The organism is Ralstonia sp. UNC404CL21Col (assembly GCF_000620465.1).
GTDB lineage: Bacteria > Pseudomonadota > Gammaproteobacteria > Burkholderiales > Burkholderiaceae > Ralstonia > Ralstonia flatus.
This window is the reverse complement of sequence record NZ_JIBE01000004.1, coordinates 1,272,947-1,291,099: the sequence shown is the minus strand read 5'-3', so window position 1 is coordinate 1,291,099 and position 18,153 is coordinate 1,272,947. Positions and strand designations below refer to the sequence as shown.

16 protein-coding genes are annotated in these 18,153 nt (G+C 66.2%); 10 read left to right on the top strand and 6 right to left on the bottom strand.

All coding sequences use genetic code 11. The annotated features are described in order from the left end of the window. Nucleotides 1-902: 902 nt before the first annotated feature. The 4 genes from N511_RS0113805 to N511_RS0113790 all read right to left on the bottom strand — a co-directional run bounded on the left by N511_RS0113805 (nt 903) and on the right by N511_RS0113790 (nt 4,799). On the bottom strand, nt 903-1,499 hold the full coding sequence (locus tag N511_RS0113805) for a nucleotidyltransferase family protein (protein WP_027679851.1): 597 nt from the start codon (nt 1,497-1,499) through the stop codon (nt 903-905). Then, a complete protein-coding gene (locus N511_RS0113800; RefSeq protein WP_027679850.1) occupies nt 1,499-1,933 on the bottom strand; it encodes an organic hydroperoxide resistance protein in 435 nt (144 codons plus the stop codon). The genes N511_RS0113805 and N511_RS0113800 overlap by 1 nt, the downstream gene beginning before the upstream one ends. A 144-nt stretch (nt 1,934-2,077) precedes the next feature. Continuing rightward, nucleotides 2,078-4,321 carry a xanthine dehydrogenase family protein molybdopterin-binding subunit gene (locus tag N511_RS0113795; protein WP_027679849.1) on the bottom strand — a complete coding sequence of 748 codons (2,244 nt, stop codon included), beginning with the start codon at nt 4,319-4,321 and terminating at the stop codon, nt 2,078-2,080. A 19-nt stretch (nt 4,322-4,340) separates the two neighbouring features. Then, nucleotides 4,341-4,799, bottom strand: a complete 459-nt coding sequence (locus N511_RS0113790) for a (2Fe-2S)-binding protein (RefSeq protein WP_004631388.1) — start codon at nt 4,797-4,799, stop codon at nt 4,341-4,343. Nucleotides 4,800-5,428: 629 nt separating this feature from the next. On the opposite strand from N511_RS0113790, the gene leuA reads away from it, so the two are divergent. The 4 genes from leuA to N511_RS0113770 all read left to right on the top strand — a co-directional run bounded on the left by leuA (nt 5,429) and on the right by N511_RS0113770 (nt 9,868). Beyond that, nucleotides 5,429-7,141 (top strand): 2-isopropylmalate synthase, encoded by a 1,713-nt coding sequence (leuA, locus tag N511_RS0113785; RefSeq protein WP_027679848.1) that lies wholly within the window; start codon nt 5,429-5,431, stop codon nt 7,139-7,141. A gap of 127 nt (nt 7,142-7,268) precedes the next feature. Continuing rightward, nucleotides 7,269-7,655: a four-helix bundle copper-binding protein gene (locus N511_RS0113780; RefSeq protein WP_027679847.1), complete on the top strand. Its 387-nt coding sequence runs from the start codon at nt 7,269-7,271 to the stop codon at nt 7,653-7,655. Between the two features lie 16 nt (nt 7,656-7,671). Continuing rightward, on the top strand, nt 7,672-8,148 hold the full coding sequence (gene cadR, locus N511_RS0113775; RefSeq protein WP_027679846.1) for a Cd(II)/Pb(II)-responsive transcriptional regulator: 477 nt from the start codon (nt 7,672-7,674) through the stop codon (nt 8,146-8,148). 88 nt (nt 8,149-8,236) lie between these two features. Beyond that, a complete protein-coding gene (locus N511_RS0113770; protein WP_027679845.1) occupies nt 8,237-9,868 on the top strand; it encodes a DUF4139 domain-containing protein in 1,632 nt (543 codons plus the stop codon). A 30-nt stretch (nt 9,869-9,898) separates the two neighbouring features. Here N511_RS0113770 and N511_RS0113765 read toward each other — a convergent pair whose 3' ends face one another. After that, nucleotides 9,899-12,280 (bottom strand): heavy metal translocating P-type ATPase, encoded by a 2,382-nt coding sequence (locus N511_RS0113765; RefSeq protein ID WP_027679844.1) that lies wholly within the window; start codon nt 12,278-12,280, stop codon nt 9,899-9,901. A gap of 56 nt (nt 12,281-12,336) precedes the next feature. Next, the gene (locus tag N511_RS0113760) at nt 12,337-12,885 is read right to left on the bottom strand and encodes an RBBP9/YdeN family alpha/beta hydrolase (protein ID WP_027679843.1); all 549 of its coding nucleotides are present in this window, start codon (nt 12,883-12,885) and stop codon (nt 12,337-12,339) included. 197 nt (nt 12,886-13,082) lie between these two features. Here N511_RS0113760 and N511_RS0113755 point away from each other — a divergent pair, with 197 nt between their 5' ends. From N511_RS0113755 to N511_RS0113730, 6 genes are all read left to right on the top strand, one after another. After that, a complete protein-coding gene (locus N511_RS0113755; protein ID WP_027679842.1) occupies nt 13,083-14,381 on the top strand; it encodes a CitMHS family transporter in 1,299 nt (432 codons plus the stop codon). Nucleotides 14,382-14,385: 4 nt separating this feature from the next. Next, a complete protein-coding gene (locus N511_RS0113750) occupies nt 14,386-15,741 on the top strand; it encodes an acyclic terpene utilization AtuA family protein (RefSeq protein ID WP_037026673.1) in 1,356 nt (451 codons plus the stop codon). Nucleotide 15,742: 1 nt separating this feature from the next. Continuing rightward, a complete protein-coding gene (locus N511_RS0113745) occupies nt 15,743-16,063 on the top strand; it encodes an AtuA-related protein (RefSeq protein WP_027679840.1) in 321 nt (106 codons plus the stop codon). Between the two features lie 26 nt (nt 16,064-16,089). Continuing rightward, the gene (locus tag N511_RS0113740; protein ID WP_027679839.1) at nt 16,090-16,989 is read left to right on the top strand and encodes a LysR family transcriptional regulator; all 900 of its coding nucleotides are present in this window, start codon (nt 16,090-16,092) and stop codon (nt 16,987-16,989) included. A 92-nt stretch (nt 16,990-17,081) separates the two neighbouring features. Further along, complete coding sequence (locus N511_RS24235) at nt 17,082-17,549, top strand: universal stress protein (RefSeq protein WP_037026905.1); 468 nt, start codon at nt 17,082-17,084, stop codon at nt 17,547-17,549. Nucleotides 17,550-17,664: 115 nt separating this feature from the next. Then, nucleotides 17,665-18,108 carry a nuclear transport factor 2 family protein gene (locus N511_RS0113730; protein WP_027679838.1) on the top strand — a complete coding sequence of 148 codons (444 nt, stop codon included), beginning with the start codon at nt 17,665-17,667 and terminating at the stop codon, nt 18,106-18,108. The last annotated feature ends 45 nt before the right edge of the window (nt 18,109-18,153 follow it).

The window sequence follows — 18,153 nt, the reverse complement described above, 5'->3', positions numbered from 1 at the left end:
GCCGCATTCGCAAGCAGCGCCGACCGAAAGCCGTCGCCACGCGGCTCGGATGGTGTTTCCCACAGACTTATCCACATGTTCTGTGCATAACCCGCCCGGTCTGCCGAGACCCAAGTCACAAAAGGGCTTGACGGGTTTGGGCAAACATGCAGATCAAATGAAACGGGTGCACCCGCACAAAGTTATCCACATCGGACGGGGCTGTTACATCGTGCAACAAACCCTTTTCCGTCAACTGGTTGCGGTGGGTTTTGCAAGCGGTGTGCGCGTTGCTGTGGACAAGTGGGGAGCGGCTGGAAACGCGGCCCTTGTCTGCTCCTCCCCGCACGATCAGGTGTATCAGCCGCGAACACCCATGCCTACGGGAAAACGTCAGCCTGAAACCGCCGTGCCCGAGCCCTTGACGCCGGAACATGCCCCTCCAACATCCGGCATCGACCCTCAGCGCGTGGAAGACGCGCCTCAAACACTCGCGCTCCGCTCTTGAAGCTCGACATTTCCGACCTCCGACAGCCGCCTTCGAGCCTCGGACGGTGGCGCTTCAGCCTCAACAGGTCAACGTCGAGTCTTTGACGGCGAAGCTCGGCCCTCGAAGCTCCGATGGGTCGGATGTTTTTGGGCCGCGTTCGGGCCTCTGAGGGCCGCGCGCCACTGTTTGACGGTGGCGCGCCGGTGTTGGACTGTGGACATCGAATGTTTGAGAGCGGCGCATGCATCCAACGCCGTCGCGCACGGCGCTCTCGGGGAAGACGACGTGGCGCGTAGCGCTGGACCTGCTTGGCCGATGGTCGATCACCGTGCTCGGGCTCCCGAGCACTCCGGGCCAAGTCGATGAAGACGATCTCTCCGGTCAGCACATCGTGATGTTCTGCAGTGCGTCGTTGTACGCCAACGTGGTTGGGTCAGCGGGCGAGATCGGCCGGCGTATCGACATCACGCAGGACGCCGGCGTCATCAGTCTCGATGCGGATGAGCTTGGCAGGATCGATCAGCCGCCGCGCGCCCTCGTCGCCGTCGAGCGATGTCAGGCCCGCGAAGAAGTCGGCGCCGAAGCCGATCGGGTGGCCCCGCTGCCCGGCATGAAAGGGCGCAACGCAACGGTGTGGGTCCACTGCGCTTGCGATCTGGGTGATGGTGTCAGGGGCAATCCAAGGCATGTCGGCCAGGGCGATGATCCATCCGCTGGCTTGCGGGCGTGCGGCTACGCCGGCAGCCAGGCTGGCGCCCATGCCACGTGCAGCGTCGGGGCAGCGCAAGACTTCGCAACCGGCCTCGGTCAACAGCGCGGCCAGTTGATCGACCTGCGCGCCATGCGTGGCAGCGGCGGGCACCACTGCCACCACGTCGCCCAATGCCTGCTTCAGGTGCCGCGCGGCCTGCACCGCCACGGGCGTTCCATCGGGCAGCGGGGCAAGCAGCTTGTTGGCCACGCCCGCCGCATCAAACCGGCTGCCGCGGCCCGCGGCCAGCAACACGCCAACAGCAGGCCGCTGCAGCATCAGACCACCTCGGTCTTGAGGGTGACTTCCACGTTGTTGCGCGTGGCGTTCGAATACGGGCACACCTGATGCGCCTGGGCCACCAGCTTCTCGGCATCGGCTTGCGACAGCCCGCTGATCCGCGCGGTCAATCCGACCTTCAGGCCGAAACCGCCTTCATCGCGCGTGCCGATCCCGACATCGCAGTGGATCTCGATGTTGCTGGGATTGAGCTTGAGCATGCTCTTGGCGACAAAGTCGCACGCCGAGCCGAAGCACGCGGCATAGCCGGCGGCAAACAGGTCTTCGGGCGTGGTGGTATTCGGCTTGCCGGGGCCGCCCATGGCCTTGGGCACCGACAGGTCGTGCGAGACCTGGCCGTCTTCGGTTTGCGTGTGGCCGTTGCGGCCGCCTGTGGCCTTGGCGTGGGCGGTGTACAGGATATTCAATGCCATGACATGCTCCTCCGGTGGGTGAACGACGCAATCGCGGACGCAAGAATCGGTCCGCAAAACTGGGGGGATACGAGGCTGCAAGAACGAGAAAGCCGGCACACAGGACTGCATGCCGGCTTTCATCTCATCACGCGATGATGACAACTACACCGTGTCGAACGGCAGCTTGCGCTGACGCTTGCCGGTCAGGGTGAACAGCGCGTTGGCAACCGCCGGTGCAATCGGCGGCGTGCCGGGCTCGCCCAGGCCGGTCGGATTATCTTCCGACGGCACGAAGAACACGTTGACCGGCGGTGCGTCCGGCATGCGCACGGGCGGGAAGTCGGTGAAGTTGCTGTTCTTGGTGGCACCGTTTTCGATGTCGATGGCAAAGCCCGGCTGGATCATCGCCAGGCCAAATACGCAGGCACCCTGGATCTGCGCTTCCGCGCCCATCGGGTTGACCACGCGGTTGGCATGCACGCCTGCGGTGACACGATGCACGCGCGGCTTGCCCTGGTCGACCGACACCTCCACCACATAGGCCACCACCGACTCGAACGACGCATGCACCGCCACGCCCCAGGCCTGGCCCTTGGGCAGCTTGCGCTTGCCGTAGCCGGACTTGTCGACAGCCAGCTGCAGCGCCGCACGATGGCGTTCATGCTCCTTGCCGGTAAAGCGCGCGAGACGGAAAGCGACCGGGTCCTGCTTGGCCGCGTGCGCCACCTCGTCCACCATCGTTTCCATCACGTAGGCCGTATGCGTGTGGCCCACGGAACGCCACCACAGCACCGGCACGTTCACGTCCGGATGGTGCACCGTCAGCTGCATCGGGAAGCCGTAGTCGTTTTCGATCACGCCCTCGACCATGGTCTCGTCCACCCCGTTCTTGACCATGAAGGCCTCGAACGGCGTGCCCTTGAGGATCGACTGACCGACGATCACGTGGTCCCAGCCGACGACCTTGCCGCTGTTGTCCACGCCCACGTTGACGCGGTGCAGATGCATCGGGCGGTAATAGCCGCCGCGGATGTCGTCTTCGCGGCTCCAGATCACCTTGACGGGGCCGTTGTGTCCGGCGGCTGCATAGGCCTTCGCCACGTTGGCCGCTTCCACCACGTAGTCCGACGTGGTGATCGCGCGCCGGCCAAAGCCACCGCCCGCCATCATCGTGTTCAGCTCGATCTTCTCGGGCGATACGCCGAGCACCTTGGCAATCGCGCCCTGATCGATGGTCTGGAACTGCGAGCCCACCCACACCTTCGCGCCCGTGGTCTTGCCGCCGTCTTTCTGCAGATCGATCGTGCAGTTCAGCGGCTCCATTGGCGCGTGCGCGAGGTAAGGAAACTCGTAGTCGGCCTGGATGCGCGTTGCGGCGGATTGGATGGCGCTCATGTCCGCGGCCTTGGCCACGGTACCGGGCTGGCCGGCGAGCTTCTTGTACTCCGCCATCAACGCCGGCGTGGACACCGTCGAGCCGGCGTCTTCCCACGTGACCTGCAGCGCGTCGCGGCCCTGCTTGGCCGGCCAGTATCCGTCGGCGATGACGGCAACGCCCGTGCCGCCCCGGTCGGTCGGGATCTGCAGCACATCGACCACGCCCTTCACCGCCTTGGCCGCCGCCGCGTCGTACTTGGCCACCTTGCCGCCAAAACGCGGCGGGCGGGCCAGCACGGCCACTTTCATGTTGGGCAGACGCGTGTCCAGACCAAACTTGAGCGAGCTGTCGAGCTTCGCGCGCGCATCAAGGCGCGGCGTGGGCTTGCCGACAATGCGGAACTGCGACGGGTTCTTGAGCGTGACCTGCGCCGGCACCGGCAGCGCCATCGCGGCCTGAGCAAGTTCGCCGTAGGTGGCCCGGTGGCTGCCCGACGTGACCACGCCATTGGCGGTGCGGCATGTCGACGGATCGACCTTCCAGCGCTCGGCCGCCGCCGAGATCAACATGGCACGCGCGCGACCGCCCAGCTCGCGATATTGCTGGAACGAGTGATTCAGCGCCGTCGAGCCGCCGGTCATCTGGATGCCGAAGCCCGGGTCCTTGTACGGATCGCCTGCGGGCGCCAACATGCCGCGCACGTTGCGCCAATCCACGTCGAGTTCTTCGGCCAGCGCCATCGGCAATGCCGTGTGCACACCCTGACCGAACTCGAGCCGGTTCACCGCCACGGTGACGGTGTTGTCCGGCGCAATGATGATGAATGCCTGCGGCGGCGATGGCGGCTTGGCCTTGGCGTCCTGCGCGCCCGCCAACACCGGCACCACGCCCAACGCCAGGCCGCCGCCGGCCAGCGTCGTGAGCTTCAGAAAGCTGCGTCGGTCAAGCGTGGCCGACCCGGCCTCCGCAGACGCCGGTTGATGTTGCGCGCCGCCACCGGCCAGCGCTTCAAGATTTCGAATACGCATCGTGAATTCTCCGGTGGACTCAGGCCAGCGATTTCGCGGCGTCGTGAATGGCCGCGCGAATGCGTTGGTACGTCGCGCAGCGGCAGAGATTGCCGGCCATCGCGCTGTCGATATCGGCGTCGGTCGGCTTCTTCTTGGTGCGCAGCAAACCCACCGCGCTCATCATCTGGCCGCTCTGGCAGTAGCCGCATTGCGCCACGTCGTGCTTGACCCAGGCGTCGAGCACGGCCTTGCCGACCTTGTCATCGGCGATGTGTTCTGACGTGGTGATCTGCTGGCCGGCCACCGCAGAAATCGGCAGCACGCAGCTGCGCGTGGGCTGGCCGTTCAGGTGCACCGTGCAGGCGCCGCACGATGCGACGCCGCATCCGAATTTCGTGCCGGTCAGGCCGAGGTTGTCGCGCAACGCCCAGAGCAGCGGCGTCGACGGATCGGCATCAACTTCCACCGGTTTGCCGTTGATGTTCAACGTGACCATTGTGGGATTCTCCTTGTGGGGCGTGAGGGAGTCTTGCCGTTATAAACCCATTGATATAGCGGGCTGGCGGCATGGACGGGGTGTATTAAAGCAGGTTCGGATGGGTTCTGCTGGCGCCACATCACATGGCTTTTGGCGGGGCTGCACACGTTTTCGTCGGCTCAGGCTCTGGTGTTTCATCTGCCCCAAAAAAACGGTCCGGAATCCGCCCAGGCAGCTTGACAACACCCCGCCCTCCCCATCACTATCGCCAAATGCATTCTCAGCAGACCACCCTCCGTACCGCTCCTGCCCGCACCCTCTCGTGCGTGCGCGGTCTGCTATCCGCTTCTCTACTACGCGTGTAAGCGCGTAGACCTCTCTTTCCCCCTCGTTCCGGTGTTTGACCGGTCCGTGCCCTAAGCGGCGACGGGCCTTGTGTGTGGCGCAGTCCGTGCGCCGAATCGTTGGAGCTTCCTCATGTCTGCCTCGATCCCGCTTTCGCTACGACTACCGACCGGTTGCCAGACCACGCGCCCGTGGCTGTCTGGCCGCCACCTCCCGAACCCGATTCCGGCCACCCCGGACGCTGCCCGCGCGGCCGTCCCCGTTGTACGAAACCGATCTCGATCTCACAGGACGCACTCACCATGTTGAAGAACCCCGCCACCAAGTACCGCCCCTTCCCCGCCATCGCCCTCGCCGATCGCACCTGGCCCAACAAGACAATCACCCGTGCCCCGATCTGGATGAGCACGGACCTGCGCGACGGCAACCAGGCCTTGTTCGAGCCCATGAACGCCGAGCGCAAGATGCGCATGTTCAAGATGCTCGTGCAGATCGGCTTCAAGGAAATCGAAGCCGCTTTCCCCGCTGCCTCCCAAACCGATTTTGATTTTGTCCGCGAACTGATCGAGGGCGGACACATCCCCGACGGCGTGGCCATCGAAGTGCTCACGCAGGCCCGCGAAGACCTGATCCGCCGCACGATGGAATCGCTGCGCGGCGCCAAACGCGCCATCATCCACGTCTACAACGCGACCGCGCCGGTGTTCCGCCGCACGGTGTTCAACACCGACCGCGAAGGCGTCAAGCGCATTGCCGTGCAAAGCGCCAAGCTGATCCGCGAAATTGCGCAGACGATGCCCGAGACGCAGTGGACGTATCAGTACAGCCCTGAAGTCTTCAGCGGCACCGAGCTGGATTTTGCGCTGGAGGTCTGCAACGCGGTGACCGAAGTCTGGGAGCCGACGCCCGAGCACAAGATCATCTTCAACCTGCCTGCCACGGTGGAGATGGCCACGCCAAACATCTACGCCGACCAGATCGAATGGATGCATCGCAACCTGGCGCGCCGCGATTCGATCATCCTCTCGGTGCATCCGCACAATGACCGCGGCACTGCCGTGGCAGCGGCTGAACTGGCCGTGATGGCCGGCGCCGATCGCGTGGAAGGCTGCCTGTTCGGCAATGGCGAGCGCACCGGCAACGTGGATCTCGTCACGCTTGCGTTGAACCTGTATTCGCAAGGCGTGGATCCGGAGCTGGATTTCTCGCACATCAATGACGTGGCACGGACCTGCGAGGACTGCACGCAGCTGCCGGTGCATCCGCGCCATCCGTACGTGGGCGACCTGGTGTTCACGGCGTTCTCCGGCTCGCACCAGGATGCGATCAAGAAGGGCTTTGCAGTGCAGAAGCCCGATGCGCTGTGGGAAATGCCCTACCTGCCGATCGACCCCGCCGACGTGGGCCGCACGTATGACTCGATCATTCGTGTGAACAGCCAGTCCGGCAAAGGCGGCATCGCGTACCTGCTGGAATCCGGCTATGGCGTGGCCATGCCGCGCCGCCTGCAGGTGGAATTCAGCAGCACCGTGCAGCAGCTGACCGATGAGAGCGGCCGCGAAGCCACGGGCGCCGACATCTGGGCGCTCTTCCAGCAGACCTATCTGCGCGGCGATGGCGCGATCGGCTACGTATCACACCGCCTGACCGAGCGCGATGACGGCAGCCAGCACATCCGCCTGGTGGTCAACATTGCAGACCGCGAGCACATCTGCGAAGGCACCGGTAACGGACCGCTCGATGCGCTGGTGCATGCGCTGTCGCACGTGCTGGCAGCGCCCGTGTCGATCCATCACTACGAAGAGCGCGCGTTGGGCCAGGGCGCCAATGCCGATGCCATCGCGTTTGCCGAAATGGCCGCGCCGGGCGTGGCGGGCAGCGTGTTCGGCGTGGGCGTGGATGCCAACCTCACGACGGCGTCGATCCGCGCCGTAGTGGGCGGCGTCAATCAACTCATTGCACGTGCCGGCAACGGCATGCTGCGCAGCGGCAAGAGCGAGGCAGAAGCGGTATAAAGCACAAGTCGGGCTCACGCAGTGGAGCGCGAGTTGCTAAATTGGAGAGATGACGCTCGGGCCACGCCCGGGCGCATCCCTTCCCAAGCGCGCGCGCGTGCACATCCACTGCCACAGGAGAACCGACATGACCACTCGTCCGACCGCGAAAGAGAATGCCAAGCGTTTTGCCAGTGTGATCCAGGCGCTGCAGGCATGCGAGGCCGCTTGCACTCACTGCGCGACGGAATCCGGCAAGAACGGCCACGCCGAAGCCATGGCGCGCTGCATCGGCGTGTGTACGGATTGCGCGGAATACTGCGCTCTGACGCGCAAATTCCTTGAGCGCAACAGCGAATTTGCAGAACTGCTGCTGGAAGACTGCGCCGAGATCTGCTCCCAGTGCGCCGAAGAATGCGATCATCACGGCCAAGGCCATTGCAGCGCCTGTGCAACGGCCTGCCGCGCCTGCTTGGATGCCTGCCTGAAAGTGGCCGGCGTCGAAGCCATCACCGCCGAGCCGACTGTCTTCTGATTCTTTTTCAACGCGTATGAAAATTGGCGAACTCGCCCAGCGCACGGGCATCAGCATCGAGACCATCCGCTTCTATGAAGCGCAGGGCCTGCTGCCCCCGGCTGCGCGCGCCGCCAACAACTACCGCGTCTACACGCCCGAGCATGTCGAGCAGTTGGCCTTCATTGCGAAGTGCCGGTCGCTCGACATGGCGCACACTGAAATCCGCCGGCTGCTTGAACTGCAGGCCAATCCGCAGGCCTCCTGCGAAGAAATCAACAACCTGCTGGACGAGCACCTGCGCCACGTTGAAGCGCGCATCGCCGAGCTGACCGATCTCAAAGGCCAGATCGAAGCGATCGGGCAACGCTGCACGACGGCCGCGTCCGTGGCCGAATGCGGCGTGCTGCAATCGCTGCACGAAGAGCCGCTCGCCGCCCCTCACCAAGGCCATAGCCACGAACATGGCGAGGGCGAACACGCGCACCGGCATATTCGCGGCGTGCATCGCTGAACGGTCTTTTCCCCTGCGGGGCACGTCACTTTGACGTGCGCTTTGACGTGCGATACTCGCCGCATTTCACGACACGTGGGGCGGGGCGATGAAGACAAAACCAGCGGCGGCAGCACGATTCCAGCATCGACAACGCGTGGCATGCGCGGCGCTTGGCGCCATCGCGTCTGCTGCGGCTGTCATGGCGCAGGCAGCGACGCCTTCGCGCATCACCGATGTCACGTTGTATCCGGATAGCGCCACCGTCGTGCGCACGGCCACAGTCGCGCCGGGCGCCCGCAGCGTAGAGCTGGCCTGCCTGCCCATGACGTTCGATGCAGACAGCCTCCGCGTGGAAGGCGATAGCAGCATCCGCGTTGGGGATGTGCGCGTGGAAAGCGTTCCCAGCGAGGGCAGCGGCTGCGCCAGAACAGCGCTGGACACACAAATCCGCGCACTGGAAGACCAGCGCGCCGCGCTTGGCGTGCAGATCCAGGCGAATGCGCTGTCAGCCAGCTACCTGAAGGCCGTGAGCGAACGCACGGGCGGCGATGGCCGCGCGCCGGCCACCGATTTTTCCACGCTGGGCCGCGCCACCGACGCGCTGGCCCGTAATGCGCAAGACGTCTTCACCCGCCAGGACCAACTGAAGAAGCGCGACGCTGAATTGAAGGCGCAGCTTGACGCGCTGCAACGCACGCACGGCTCGGCGTCCAGCACGCTGCGCACCGTGCGCATTGCCGTGGCGGCGCCGCGCGGCGGTGAGTTGCGCGTCAGCTATCAGACATCGCGTGCGGGCTGGCGGCCGGCGTATCAGGCGAGCGTGGATTCGGTGCGTTCGAACGTGGTCGTCGAGCGGCAAGCCACGCTTGCGCAATCCACCGGCGAGGACTGGCGCGGCGTGCATCTGCGCCTGTCGACCGGCCAGCCGCGCAACACGCCACGCGGGCCGGAACCGTATGCATGGCAATTGGATATTCAACCGCCGCCGCAGGCCATGCCCTACCCCGCCGCACCCGCAGCGGCGATGGCGCCAGCACCCAAGGCCAGCTTCGGCCGGAACAATGAACAGCGTGAGGCCGATGCCGAACCGCTGTTCGAAGTGAACGCCGTCCAGACTGCGTTTGCCACGGAGTTCGACGTGGCGGGCGCAACCGAACTGCCCTCCGACGCGCAGAAGATCACGCTCACGTTGGCGAGCGAAACGCTGCCCGCAAAACTTGCTGCGCGCAGTACGCCGCGCATGGACGCCACCGCCTACCTGGTCGCCACGGTGGACCGCCCGCAAGGCATCTGGCCCGCCGGCAACATGCAGTTGCGCCGCGATGGCGCGGTGGTTGGCAGCACGCAGTGGAATCCGGCCGGCGAAGACCCGAAGGTCACGCTGCCCTTTGGCCGCGATGATCTCGTCAGCGTGGTGGTGGAAACGCCGAAGACTTTCCAGCGCAGCGTGGGCCTGCTGGACAACCGCAACGAGCGCCAGTTGGCGGCGCTCTACACGGTGCGCAACCGCCACCGCGACGCTATCGACGTGCAGATTTTGGAGGCCACGCCGGTCAGCCAGTCCGACGATATCAAGGTGCGTTCCACCTTCACGCCGGAACCGGCCAAGCGCAACTGGGAACGCCGCGCCGGCGTGATCGCGTGGGAGCAGACCATTCCGGCCGGCGAGAGCGCGCGCTTCTCGGCTGACTACCTCATCACCTACCCGAAGGACGCGCGGATTACCGGCCTGCGCTGATCGCGTCGGCCCCGCACGCGCGCCGACAGATCAGGCGCGCGTGCGCATCACCCGCAGCCCGTTGAACACCACCAGCAGGCTCGCGCCCACATCGGCAAAGATGGCCATCCACAGCGTTGCGTCGCCCATCACGGCCAGCGCCAGGAATACCGCCTTGATGCCCAGCGCCAGCACGATGTTCTGACGCAGCACCGCCACCGTGCGGCGGCTGATGCGGATAAAGCTGGCGAGCTTGCGCGGGTCGTCGTCCATGATGGCCACGTCGGCGGCTTCCAGCGCGGTGGCCGTGCCCGCGGCGCCCATGGCAAAACCGATGTCGGCGCGCGCCAGCGCCGGGGCGTCGTTGATACCGTCGCCGACCATGCCGACGAAGCCGTGTTGCGTGGCCAGCTCGCCCACCACGCGTTGCTTGTCGGCAGGCAGCTGCTCCGCATGCACGTTCTCGATGCCGACTGTCTTGGCGATGGCCTGTGCCGCGCGGCGGTCGTCGCCGGTGAGCATGACGGGCGTCACGTCGAGCGCGCGCAATGCGGCGATGGCCTCGGCGCTTTCGGGGCGCTCGCGGTCGCGCACGCCAAAGAGCGCCACCGCGCCGTTCGCATCGCACAGGGTGACGGCAGACATGCCTTCAGCTTGCAGCGACTCGGCAGCGGCACGCCAGGCGGAGGTATCGAAGCCACGCTCTGCAACGAGCGCCGCGTTGCCCAGATGCCAACGTACGCCGCCCAGCGTGCCGGCCACGCCACGGCCCGGCAGCACCGACAGGTCTTCCACGGCGTTCGCATCGACCGCGCCATGCGCCGCCGCGGCCTGCACGATGGCCACGGCAATCGGGTGCGTGGTGTTGGCATCGAGCGCTGCGGCCACTGCCAGCGCATGCAACGGCGTCGCGTCGGTCGCGGCGTTCAGATCCGCGACGGCGCGGCGTGTGCCGTCGGGCAACATCACCGCATCCAACGCCGGGCGGCCTGCGGTGAGCGTGCCGGTCTTGTCCAGCGCCAGCGCGCGCAGGCGCCGGCCGCTTTCCAGATACACACCGCCCTTGACGACGATGCCGCGGCCTGCGGCGGCGGCTAGGCCGCTGACGACCGTGACCGGCGTGGAGATGACCAGCGCGCACGGGCACGCGATCACCAGCAGCACGAGCGCGCGATAGGTCCACGCCAGCCAACCATCGGCGGTGACGAGCGGGCCGATGACAGCCACCGCCAACGCCAGCAACATCATCGCGGGCGTGTAGATGGAAGAGAACTTGTCGACAAAGCGCTGCGTGGGCGCACGCTGCGACTGCGCTTGCTGGATGGCCCCGGCGATACGCGCCAGCGTGCTGTCCGCTGCCAACGCCGTGGCTTGCGCCTCGACCACGCCGTCGGTGACGATCGTGCCGGCGAGGATGGTGTCGCCAACGGTTTTTTCCACCGGCAGGCTTTCGCCGGTGACGGGCGATTCGTCCAGCGCGGCGCGGCCGCTCACGATGCGCGCATCGACCGGCACGCGGCTGCCGGTGCGCACACGCAGGCGCGCGCCGACGGCAACGCTGTCGACCGCCACATCGCGCCAACCGCCCACGCCATCGGCCAACTCTGCGGTGTCCGGCGCGATGGCCGTCAGCGCGCGCACAGCATCGCGAGCCCGCACCAGCGCGCGGGCCTCGATGGCTTCTGCCACTGCAAACAGGAAGATCACCATGGCCGCTTCGGCCCACTTGCCGATCAGCAGCGCGCCGATGACGGCCACCGCCATCAGGAAGTTGATGTTGAACGTGAGCGCGCGCACGGCAATCCAGCCCTTGCGCAGCGTCGGGCCGCCGGCCAATGCAATGGAGGCTAACGCCAGCGCCAGCACCGGCCACGCGTGATCGCCGAGCGACCAGGCGATGGCCTCGGCGCCGAATGCGGTCACGCCACCGATGCCGAGCAGCCACGTGCGGCGCGAGATGCGGGTCGGCTCAGCGGGTGTGGCGGCCAGGCGATCGCGCTGCTCGAGCACCTCGCCGTCCATGCCGATGGCGCGCAGCGCTTCCAGGAAGGGCGCCACATCGTCAACGGTGTGGTGGATGGTGAGATGACGCTCGAGCAAATTGAAATCCAGCGCGACAACGCCATCCGCACTGCCCAGCTTGGCGCGGATCATGCGCTCTTCGGTCGGGCAATCCATCTGTTCGATGCGCACGACGGTGCGGCCGGTGGCGGCTGCGCGTGCGGCGGCGTCGACGGGGGCAGCCGCTACCGGCGCGTGGCCGTGACCATGATCGTGGTGGTCATGGTCGTGATCATGATGGTCATGGTCATGGGCGTGTTCAGCGACGTCACTGGCGACCGGTTGCGCATGACCGCAGCAACCGCCGCAGCCGGCGGCTTCCGGCTTGGCGTGGTCGTGGATAGGCAGGGCGGAGGCGAGATCGGGTTTCATGCCTCCATTCAAAACCCTAAAGAAGCTTCAGGGTCAAGCCCCGCATTCCGGCGACCTCAAATGAGGTCTTTCGTCCACTTGGTGACGATGGCGCGGGCTTCCGGCCAGTCGCCCAAACCCGATTCGGCATTGATATGGCCGCGCGCGCCGACGTCGACGGGCTCCGCACCCCACGCTTGGGCTTGGGCGTGGCTCCAGGCGGCGTCGCTGAACGGGTCGTTGGTGCTGAAAACAAGCACGGCGGGAAACGGCAGCCGCTGCTGCGGAATGGGCCGAAAGTCCGCCAGCTCCGGCGGCATGTCGGCACGATCGAGCTGCGGAGGCGCGACCAGCAAGGCGCCGCGCACGCGCACCGCTCGGGCGGAAGTGGCCGCCCAATGTGCCGTCAGCACGCAGCCGAGGCTGTGCGCCACCAACACGACATCGCCCGGCGCAGCGCTGACTTCAGCTTCCAGCGCAGCCACCCAGTCGGCACGCTTCGGGACAAACCAGTCGCGCTGTTCGACACGGCGATCGCCATGTGCGCGCTCCCAGCGCGATTGCCAATGCGCCGGGCCGGAGTTCTGCCAGCCCGGCAGGATCAGGACGGTGGGGGTGGCGCTCACGGTGGCTCCGTCGGTGGAAGGTTGGATAGGAATGCAGAACATTCTGCCGCGATTTGACGGGCGGCGTCGGCATCACTCATCGACAAAACCGCTCAATCGATCCAAATATTCTGTTTCACAGGCAGATCGCCAACTTCTAGAGTCGCTCTGAAATCCCGCCAACAGGGATTCCGAATCCAAAAAACTCGGAGGAGACCATGCTCGCACTGCTCGGGCTGCTGACCATCGTCGCGCTGTTTGTCGTCATCCTGACGAAGCGCATGTCGCCGCTGGTCGCGCTCATCGCCATTCCCGTCATCGCCGCGCTTGTGGGCGGCTTCGGGCTGAACACCAGCAAGTTCATCATCGGCGGCATCAAGGACGTCGCGCCCGTCGCGGGGATGTTCATCTTCGCCATCCTGTACTTCGGCATCGTGACCGACGCCGGCATGCTCGACCCGATCATTGACCGCATCCTGCGCACCGTGGGCAGCCGCCCGCCGCGCATCGTGGTCGGCTCGGCGCTGCTGGCGCTACTGATTCATTTGGACGGCTCGGGCGCGGTGGCGTTTTTGATCACCATTCCGGCCATGCTGCCGCTGTACGACCGGCTGGGCATGGACCGCCGCATCCTGGCGTGCGTGACGTCGATGGCGTGCGGCGTGAACTTCCTGCCGTGGACGGGGCCGATGATCCGCGCATCCGCCTCGCTGCACATGCCCGTGACAGACATCTTCAACCCGCTGATCCCGGTGCAGATTGCGGGGCTCGCTTTCGTGTTTGCCTGCGCATGGCTGCTGGGCAAGCGGGAAGAAAAACGCCTGGGCCTCGCCCACCACGCCGATGGCGCGCAGGTCGTCGCGCGCCCGCTCTCAGATGCGGAACAGGCGCTGCGCCGCCCGCGCAATTTCTGGATCAACCTCATCCTCACCGTCGTCGTGATGGGCGTGATGGTGAGCGGCAAGGTCGACCCGGTGGTGATGTTCATGCTGGGCGTCGTGGCGGCGCTGCTGATCAACTACCCCAACGTCGATCAGCAACGCCAGCGCGTGGACGCCCACGCCAAGGCAGCATTGATGATGGCGAGCATTCTGCTGGCCGCCGGCGTGTTCACCGGCATCATGAGCAAGTCCGGCATGCTCACGGCGATGGCGAAGACGGCGGTCGATTTCATTCCGCCCGCCATGGCGCACCACATTCCGGTGGTGCTGGGCGTGCTGTCGATGCCGCTGTCGCTGCTGTTCGATCCGGATTCGTTCTACTTCGGTGTGCTGCCCGTCGTGGCCGAAGCGTCGAAGATGCTGGGGGTGGCGCCGGTGCATGTCGCGCAGGCTGCCGTGCTCGGCCAGATGACCACCGGCTTCCCGGTCAGCCCGCTCACACCGGCGACCTTCCTCGTGGTGGGCCTGTGCGGCATCGAGCTGGCCGACCATCAGAAATTCTCGATCCCTTTCCTGTTCGGTGCCTCGCTGCTGATGACCGCAGTGGCCGTGGTGCTGGGCGTGCTTCCGTGGTGATGGCATGAAGACCGCGTTGAAAAAACTCCGCATCGGCGGCGGCGCCGGATATTCGGGCGACCGCATCGAACCGGCGCTGGAACTCGCAGAGCACGGCGACATCGACGTGCTGATGTTCGAATGCCTGGCCGAGCGCACCATCGCGCTCGCACAGCAGGTGCGCCGCAAAGACCCCTCGCACGGCTACGACCCGCTGCTCGAAGCGCGCATGCGGGCCGTGCTGCCGGCGTGCGCGGCGCGCGGCATCCGCATCGTCACCAACATGGGCGCAGCCAACCCGCAGGCAGCGGCCGAGCGCACGCGCGACATCGCCCGCGAGCTGGGCCTCAAGCTGCGCGTGGCGGCCGTGACGGGCGACGACGTATTCGACCTGCTGCAAGCCCGCGGCCACGATTTCACGCTCATGGATGGCGGCGCGCCGGTCGCGTCACTGCACGCGCGCATGGTGTCGGCCAATGCATATCTGGGCGCGCAGGGCATTGTCGACGCGCTGGCGCAGGGCGCGGATGTCGTCATCACGGGGCGCGTGGCCGATCCGGCGCTGGCGCTTGGGCCGCTGGTCCATGCCTTCGGATGGCGCATGGACGACTGGCACCGCCTGGGCTGCGGCACGCTGGCCGGCCATCTGCTCGAATGCGCGGGACAAATCACGGGCGGCTACTTTGCCGACCCCGGCATCAAGGACGTACCCGACCTCGCACGTCTGGGCTTCCCCATTGGCGAAGTCGGTGAAGACGGCTCGGTGCGCATCACCAAAGTCGCCACGGCCGGCGGTCTCGTCAGCGAAGCCACGTGCAAGGAGCAGTTGCTGTACGAAATCCATGACCCGGCGCGCTACCTTACGCCCGATGTGGTGGCGGACTTCTCCAACGTGCGCATGCACGCCGACGGCAAAGACAGCGTCGTCATCGAAGGCGCCACCGGCACACCGCGCACGGGGCAGTTGAAGGTTTCCATCGGCTATCTCGACAGCTACATCGGCGAAGGCCAGATCAGCTATGCCGGCCCCAACGCGGTGGCGCGCGGCAAGCTGGCGCTCGACATCGTGCGCGAGCGGTTGGCGCTTACCGGCGTGCAGATGACAGAAACACGCTTCGAGCTGATTGGTGTGGATGCGCTGCATGGCGCAGCCCTCTCCCGCATCGATGCCGAACCGTACGAAGTGCGCGTGCGCGTGGCGGCACGCACTGAATCGATGGCCGAAGCCGTCCGCATCGGCAACGAAGTCGAAACACTGCTGACCTGCGGCCCGTCCGGCGGCGGCGGCGCAACGAAGAGCGCGCGCGAAATCATCGCCGTGGCATCGACGTTGATTCCCGCAGAACTGGCCCCGCACGCCGTGCACATTCTGGAGAGCTGACATGCCCCGCACCCTCCGCGACCTCGCCCACACACGCGCCGGCGACAAGGGCGACATCTCGTGCATCTCCGTGATCGCCCTTCGTCCGGACCGCGCCGAAGACTTCGCCATGCTCGAACAACACGTCACGGCCGAGCGCGTGCGCGCGCATTTCGCTGAACTTGTCCACGGCGAGGTCGAGCGCTACGTGCTGCCGCAGCTGGGCGCGCTGAACTTCGTGCTGCACGGGGCGCTGGCCGGCGGCGTGACGCGCTCGCTGGCGCTGGATGCGCATGGCAAGTCGCTGTCCAGCGCGCTGCTCACGCTGGAGATTCCAGGCTAAGCTGGCGCACCACGCCCGGCATCGCCATGAACCTCTCCGTCAAGCAGCTCCGCGCCTTTGCCGCGCTGCGCGAGCACAAGAACTTCACGCAGGCGGCACAGACGTGCCACTTGTCGCAATCGGCCTTCAGCGCGCTGATCCAGAACCTGGAGGCCGACGCCGGCGTGCGCCTGTTCGACCGCAATACGCGCCATGTCGAATTGACTCCGGAGGGCGAAGCCTTTGCCGAATCGGCCCTGCGCCTGCTGGCCGATTTCGAGGCGACGTTCTCCGAGCTGCGCGATCGCGCCGCAGCCCGCACCGGGCGCGTGACGGTGGCCGCGCTGCCGTCGATTGCCGCGGGCATCCTGCCGGGTGTGCTGGCCGCGTTCTCCGCGCAGCATCCGGGCATCCAGCTGGCGCTGCACGATCAACTGTCCGACTCATGCATCGACATGGTCCGGCGCGGGGCGGCGGACTTCGCCATCGCGGCCATGGGCGCCGACATGGCGGGCTTGGCCGCACAACCGTTCTGCGCGGACGACTTCCATCTCGTCTGCCACGAGGCGCACCCGTTGGCGCGAAAGCGGGCCCTGGCCGTGGGCGATCTTGTCGATACACCGTTCATTCACCTCGCGCGCAACACCAGCATCCGGCAATACCTGGATGCGGCGCTGCACCCGACCAAGCTGCGCAGCGGCATGGAAGTCGAGCACCTGGCCACGGCGGCCGCGCTGGTGGCGGCCAACCTGGGCATCACCGTCATTCCGGCGTTGGCGCTGTTCCAGTTCCGGCTGCCCGAGCTGGTGGTGCGGCCGCTGCCGCTGCCCGGGCTGGTGCGCACGCTGTATGTCATCCGGCGCGACGGGCGCAGTCTGTCGGTGGCGGCGCAAGGGCTGCTCGACTTGCTGCTGGCGCACCCAGCGCGCACGACAACTCCCGTTTGACGACGCGCAACCCCGGGCACATCCGGGGTGCAGCATCGCCCACCTGCGCTGCTACAGTGAGGCATTCCCATTCCGATTCTGCGGAGCGCCCCATGCATCAGCGCATTCTTGCTGCCTTCGACGGCACCCATGAATCCCACCTGGCGGTCGAGGAAGCCGCTGCCCTCGCCCGCGCATTCAACGGCCGGGTCCGGGTCGTCTGGGCGATCGGCTCGCCGGCCATGCCGGAGTCGCGCGAAATCTACAGCGTCGACACGTTGCGCGAAGAGGCGCACCGAACGGCGAGCGCATCGCTGGTCGAATTGCAGCGCCAGTTCGACGCTGACGGCACCGCTGCTGAAACGGGCGTGCTGATGCTCGACGCCACCGACGACGACATCGGCAACGCCCTCGAGCATGAAGCCGAGCGTTGGCAGGCCGACACCATCGTCGTGGGCTCGCAAGGCAAGCACGGACTCGCGCGCATTCTGCTGGGCAGCGTGGCCGAGCGCACGGCGCGCCTGTCGCATCGCACCGTCATCGTGGTACGTGCGCAGCACCCACAAAGCACTGTCGGCTGACCTCGGCTGAAGTCGAATGGCTCTACTATGCAACTTGTTGCATAGAGAAAGTTGGCTGTGCTATGTTGCATGCCACGTTGATGCAATCCGTTGCACTTTCTGCCCAGGAGCCAGCATGCCGCAGCCGATTCCCCAGACACTGAACGCCCCCGCGCAGGCCACGCTCGAGGCCTGGCACGCCATGCTCGAGAGCGGCAACATGGACGATCTCGACCGCCTGTTCGCCGACGAAGTGGTCTTCCGCTCACCCGTGGCACACACGCCTTACCCGGGGCGCACGGCCACCACACTGGTCCTGCGCACCGTCAACACCGTCTTTGAAGACTTCACTTACCACCGAAGCTTCGCCACCGACGACGGCGCCAGCGTGGTGCTCGAATTCAGCGCGAACCTGAGCGGCAAGGCTCTCAAGGGCATCGACATGGTCCGCTTCAATGCCGACGGCAAGATCGTCGAGTTTGAAGTCATGGTCCGTCCTGCCACCGGCCTTCAGGCCCTCGGCGCGGCCATGGGCGCCAAGCTGGGCGACAAGATCGCGCTGCTCAAGGCCGAAGCCTGACCCGCTCACCTCGTCACCTCGTCACCTCATTCCATAACGATTCCA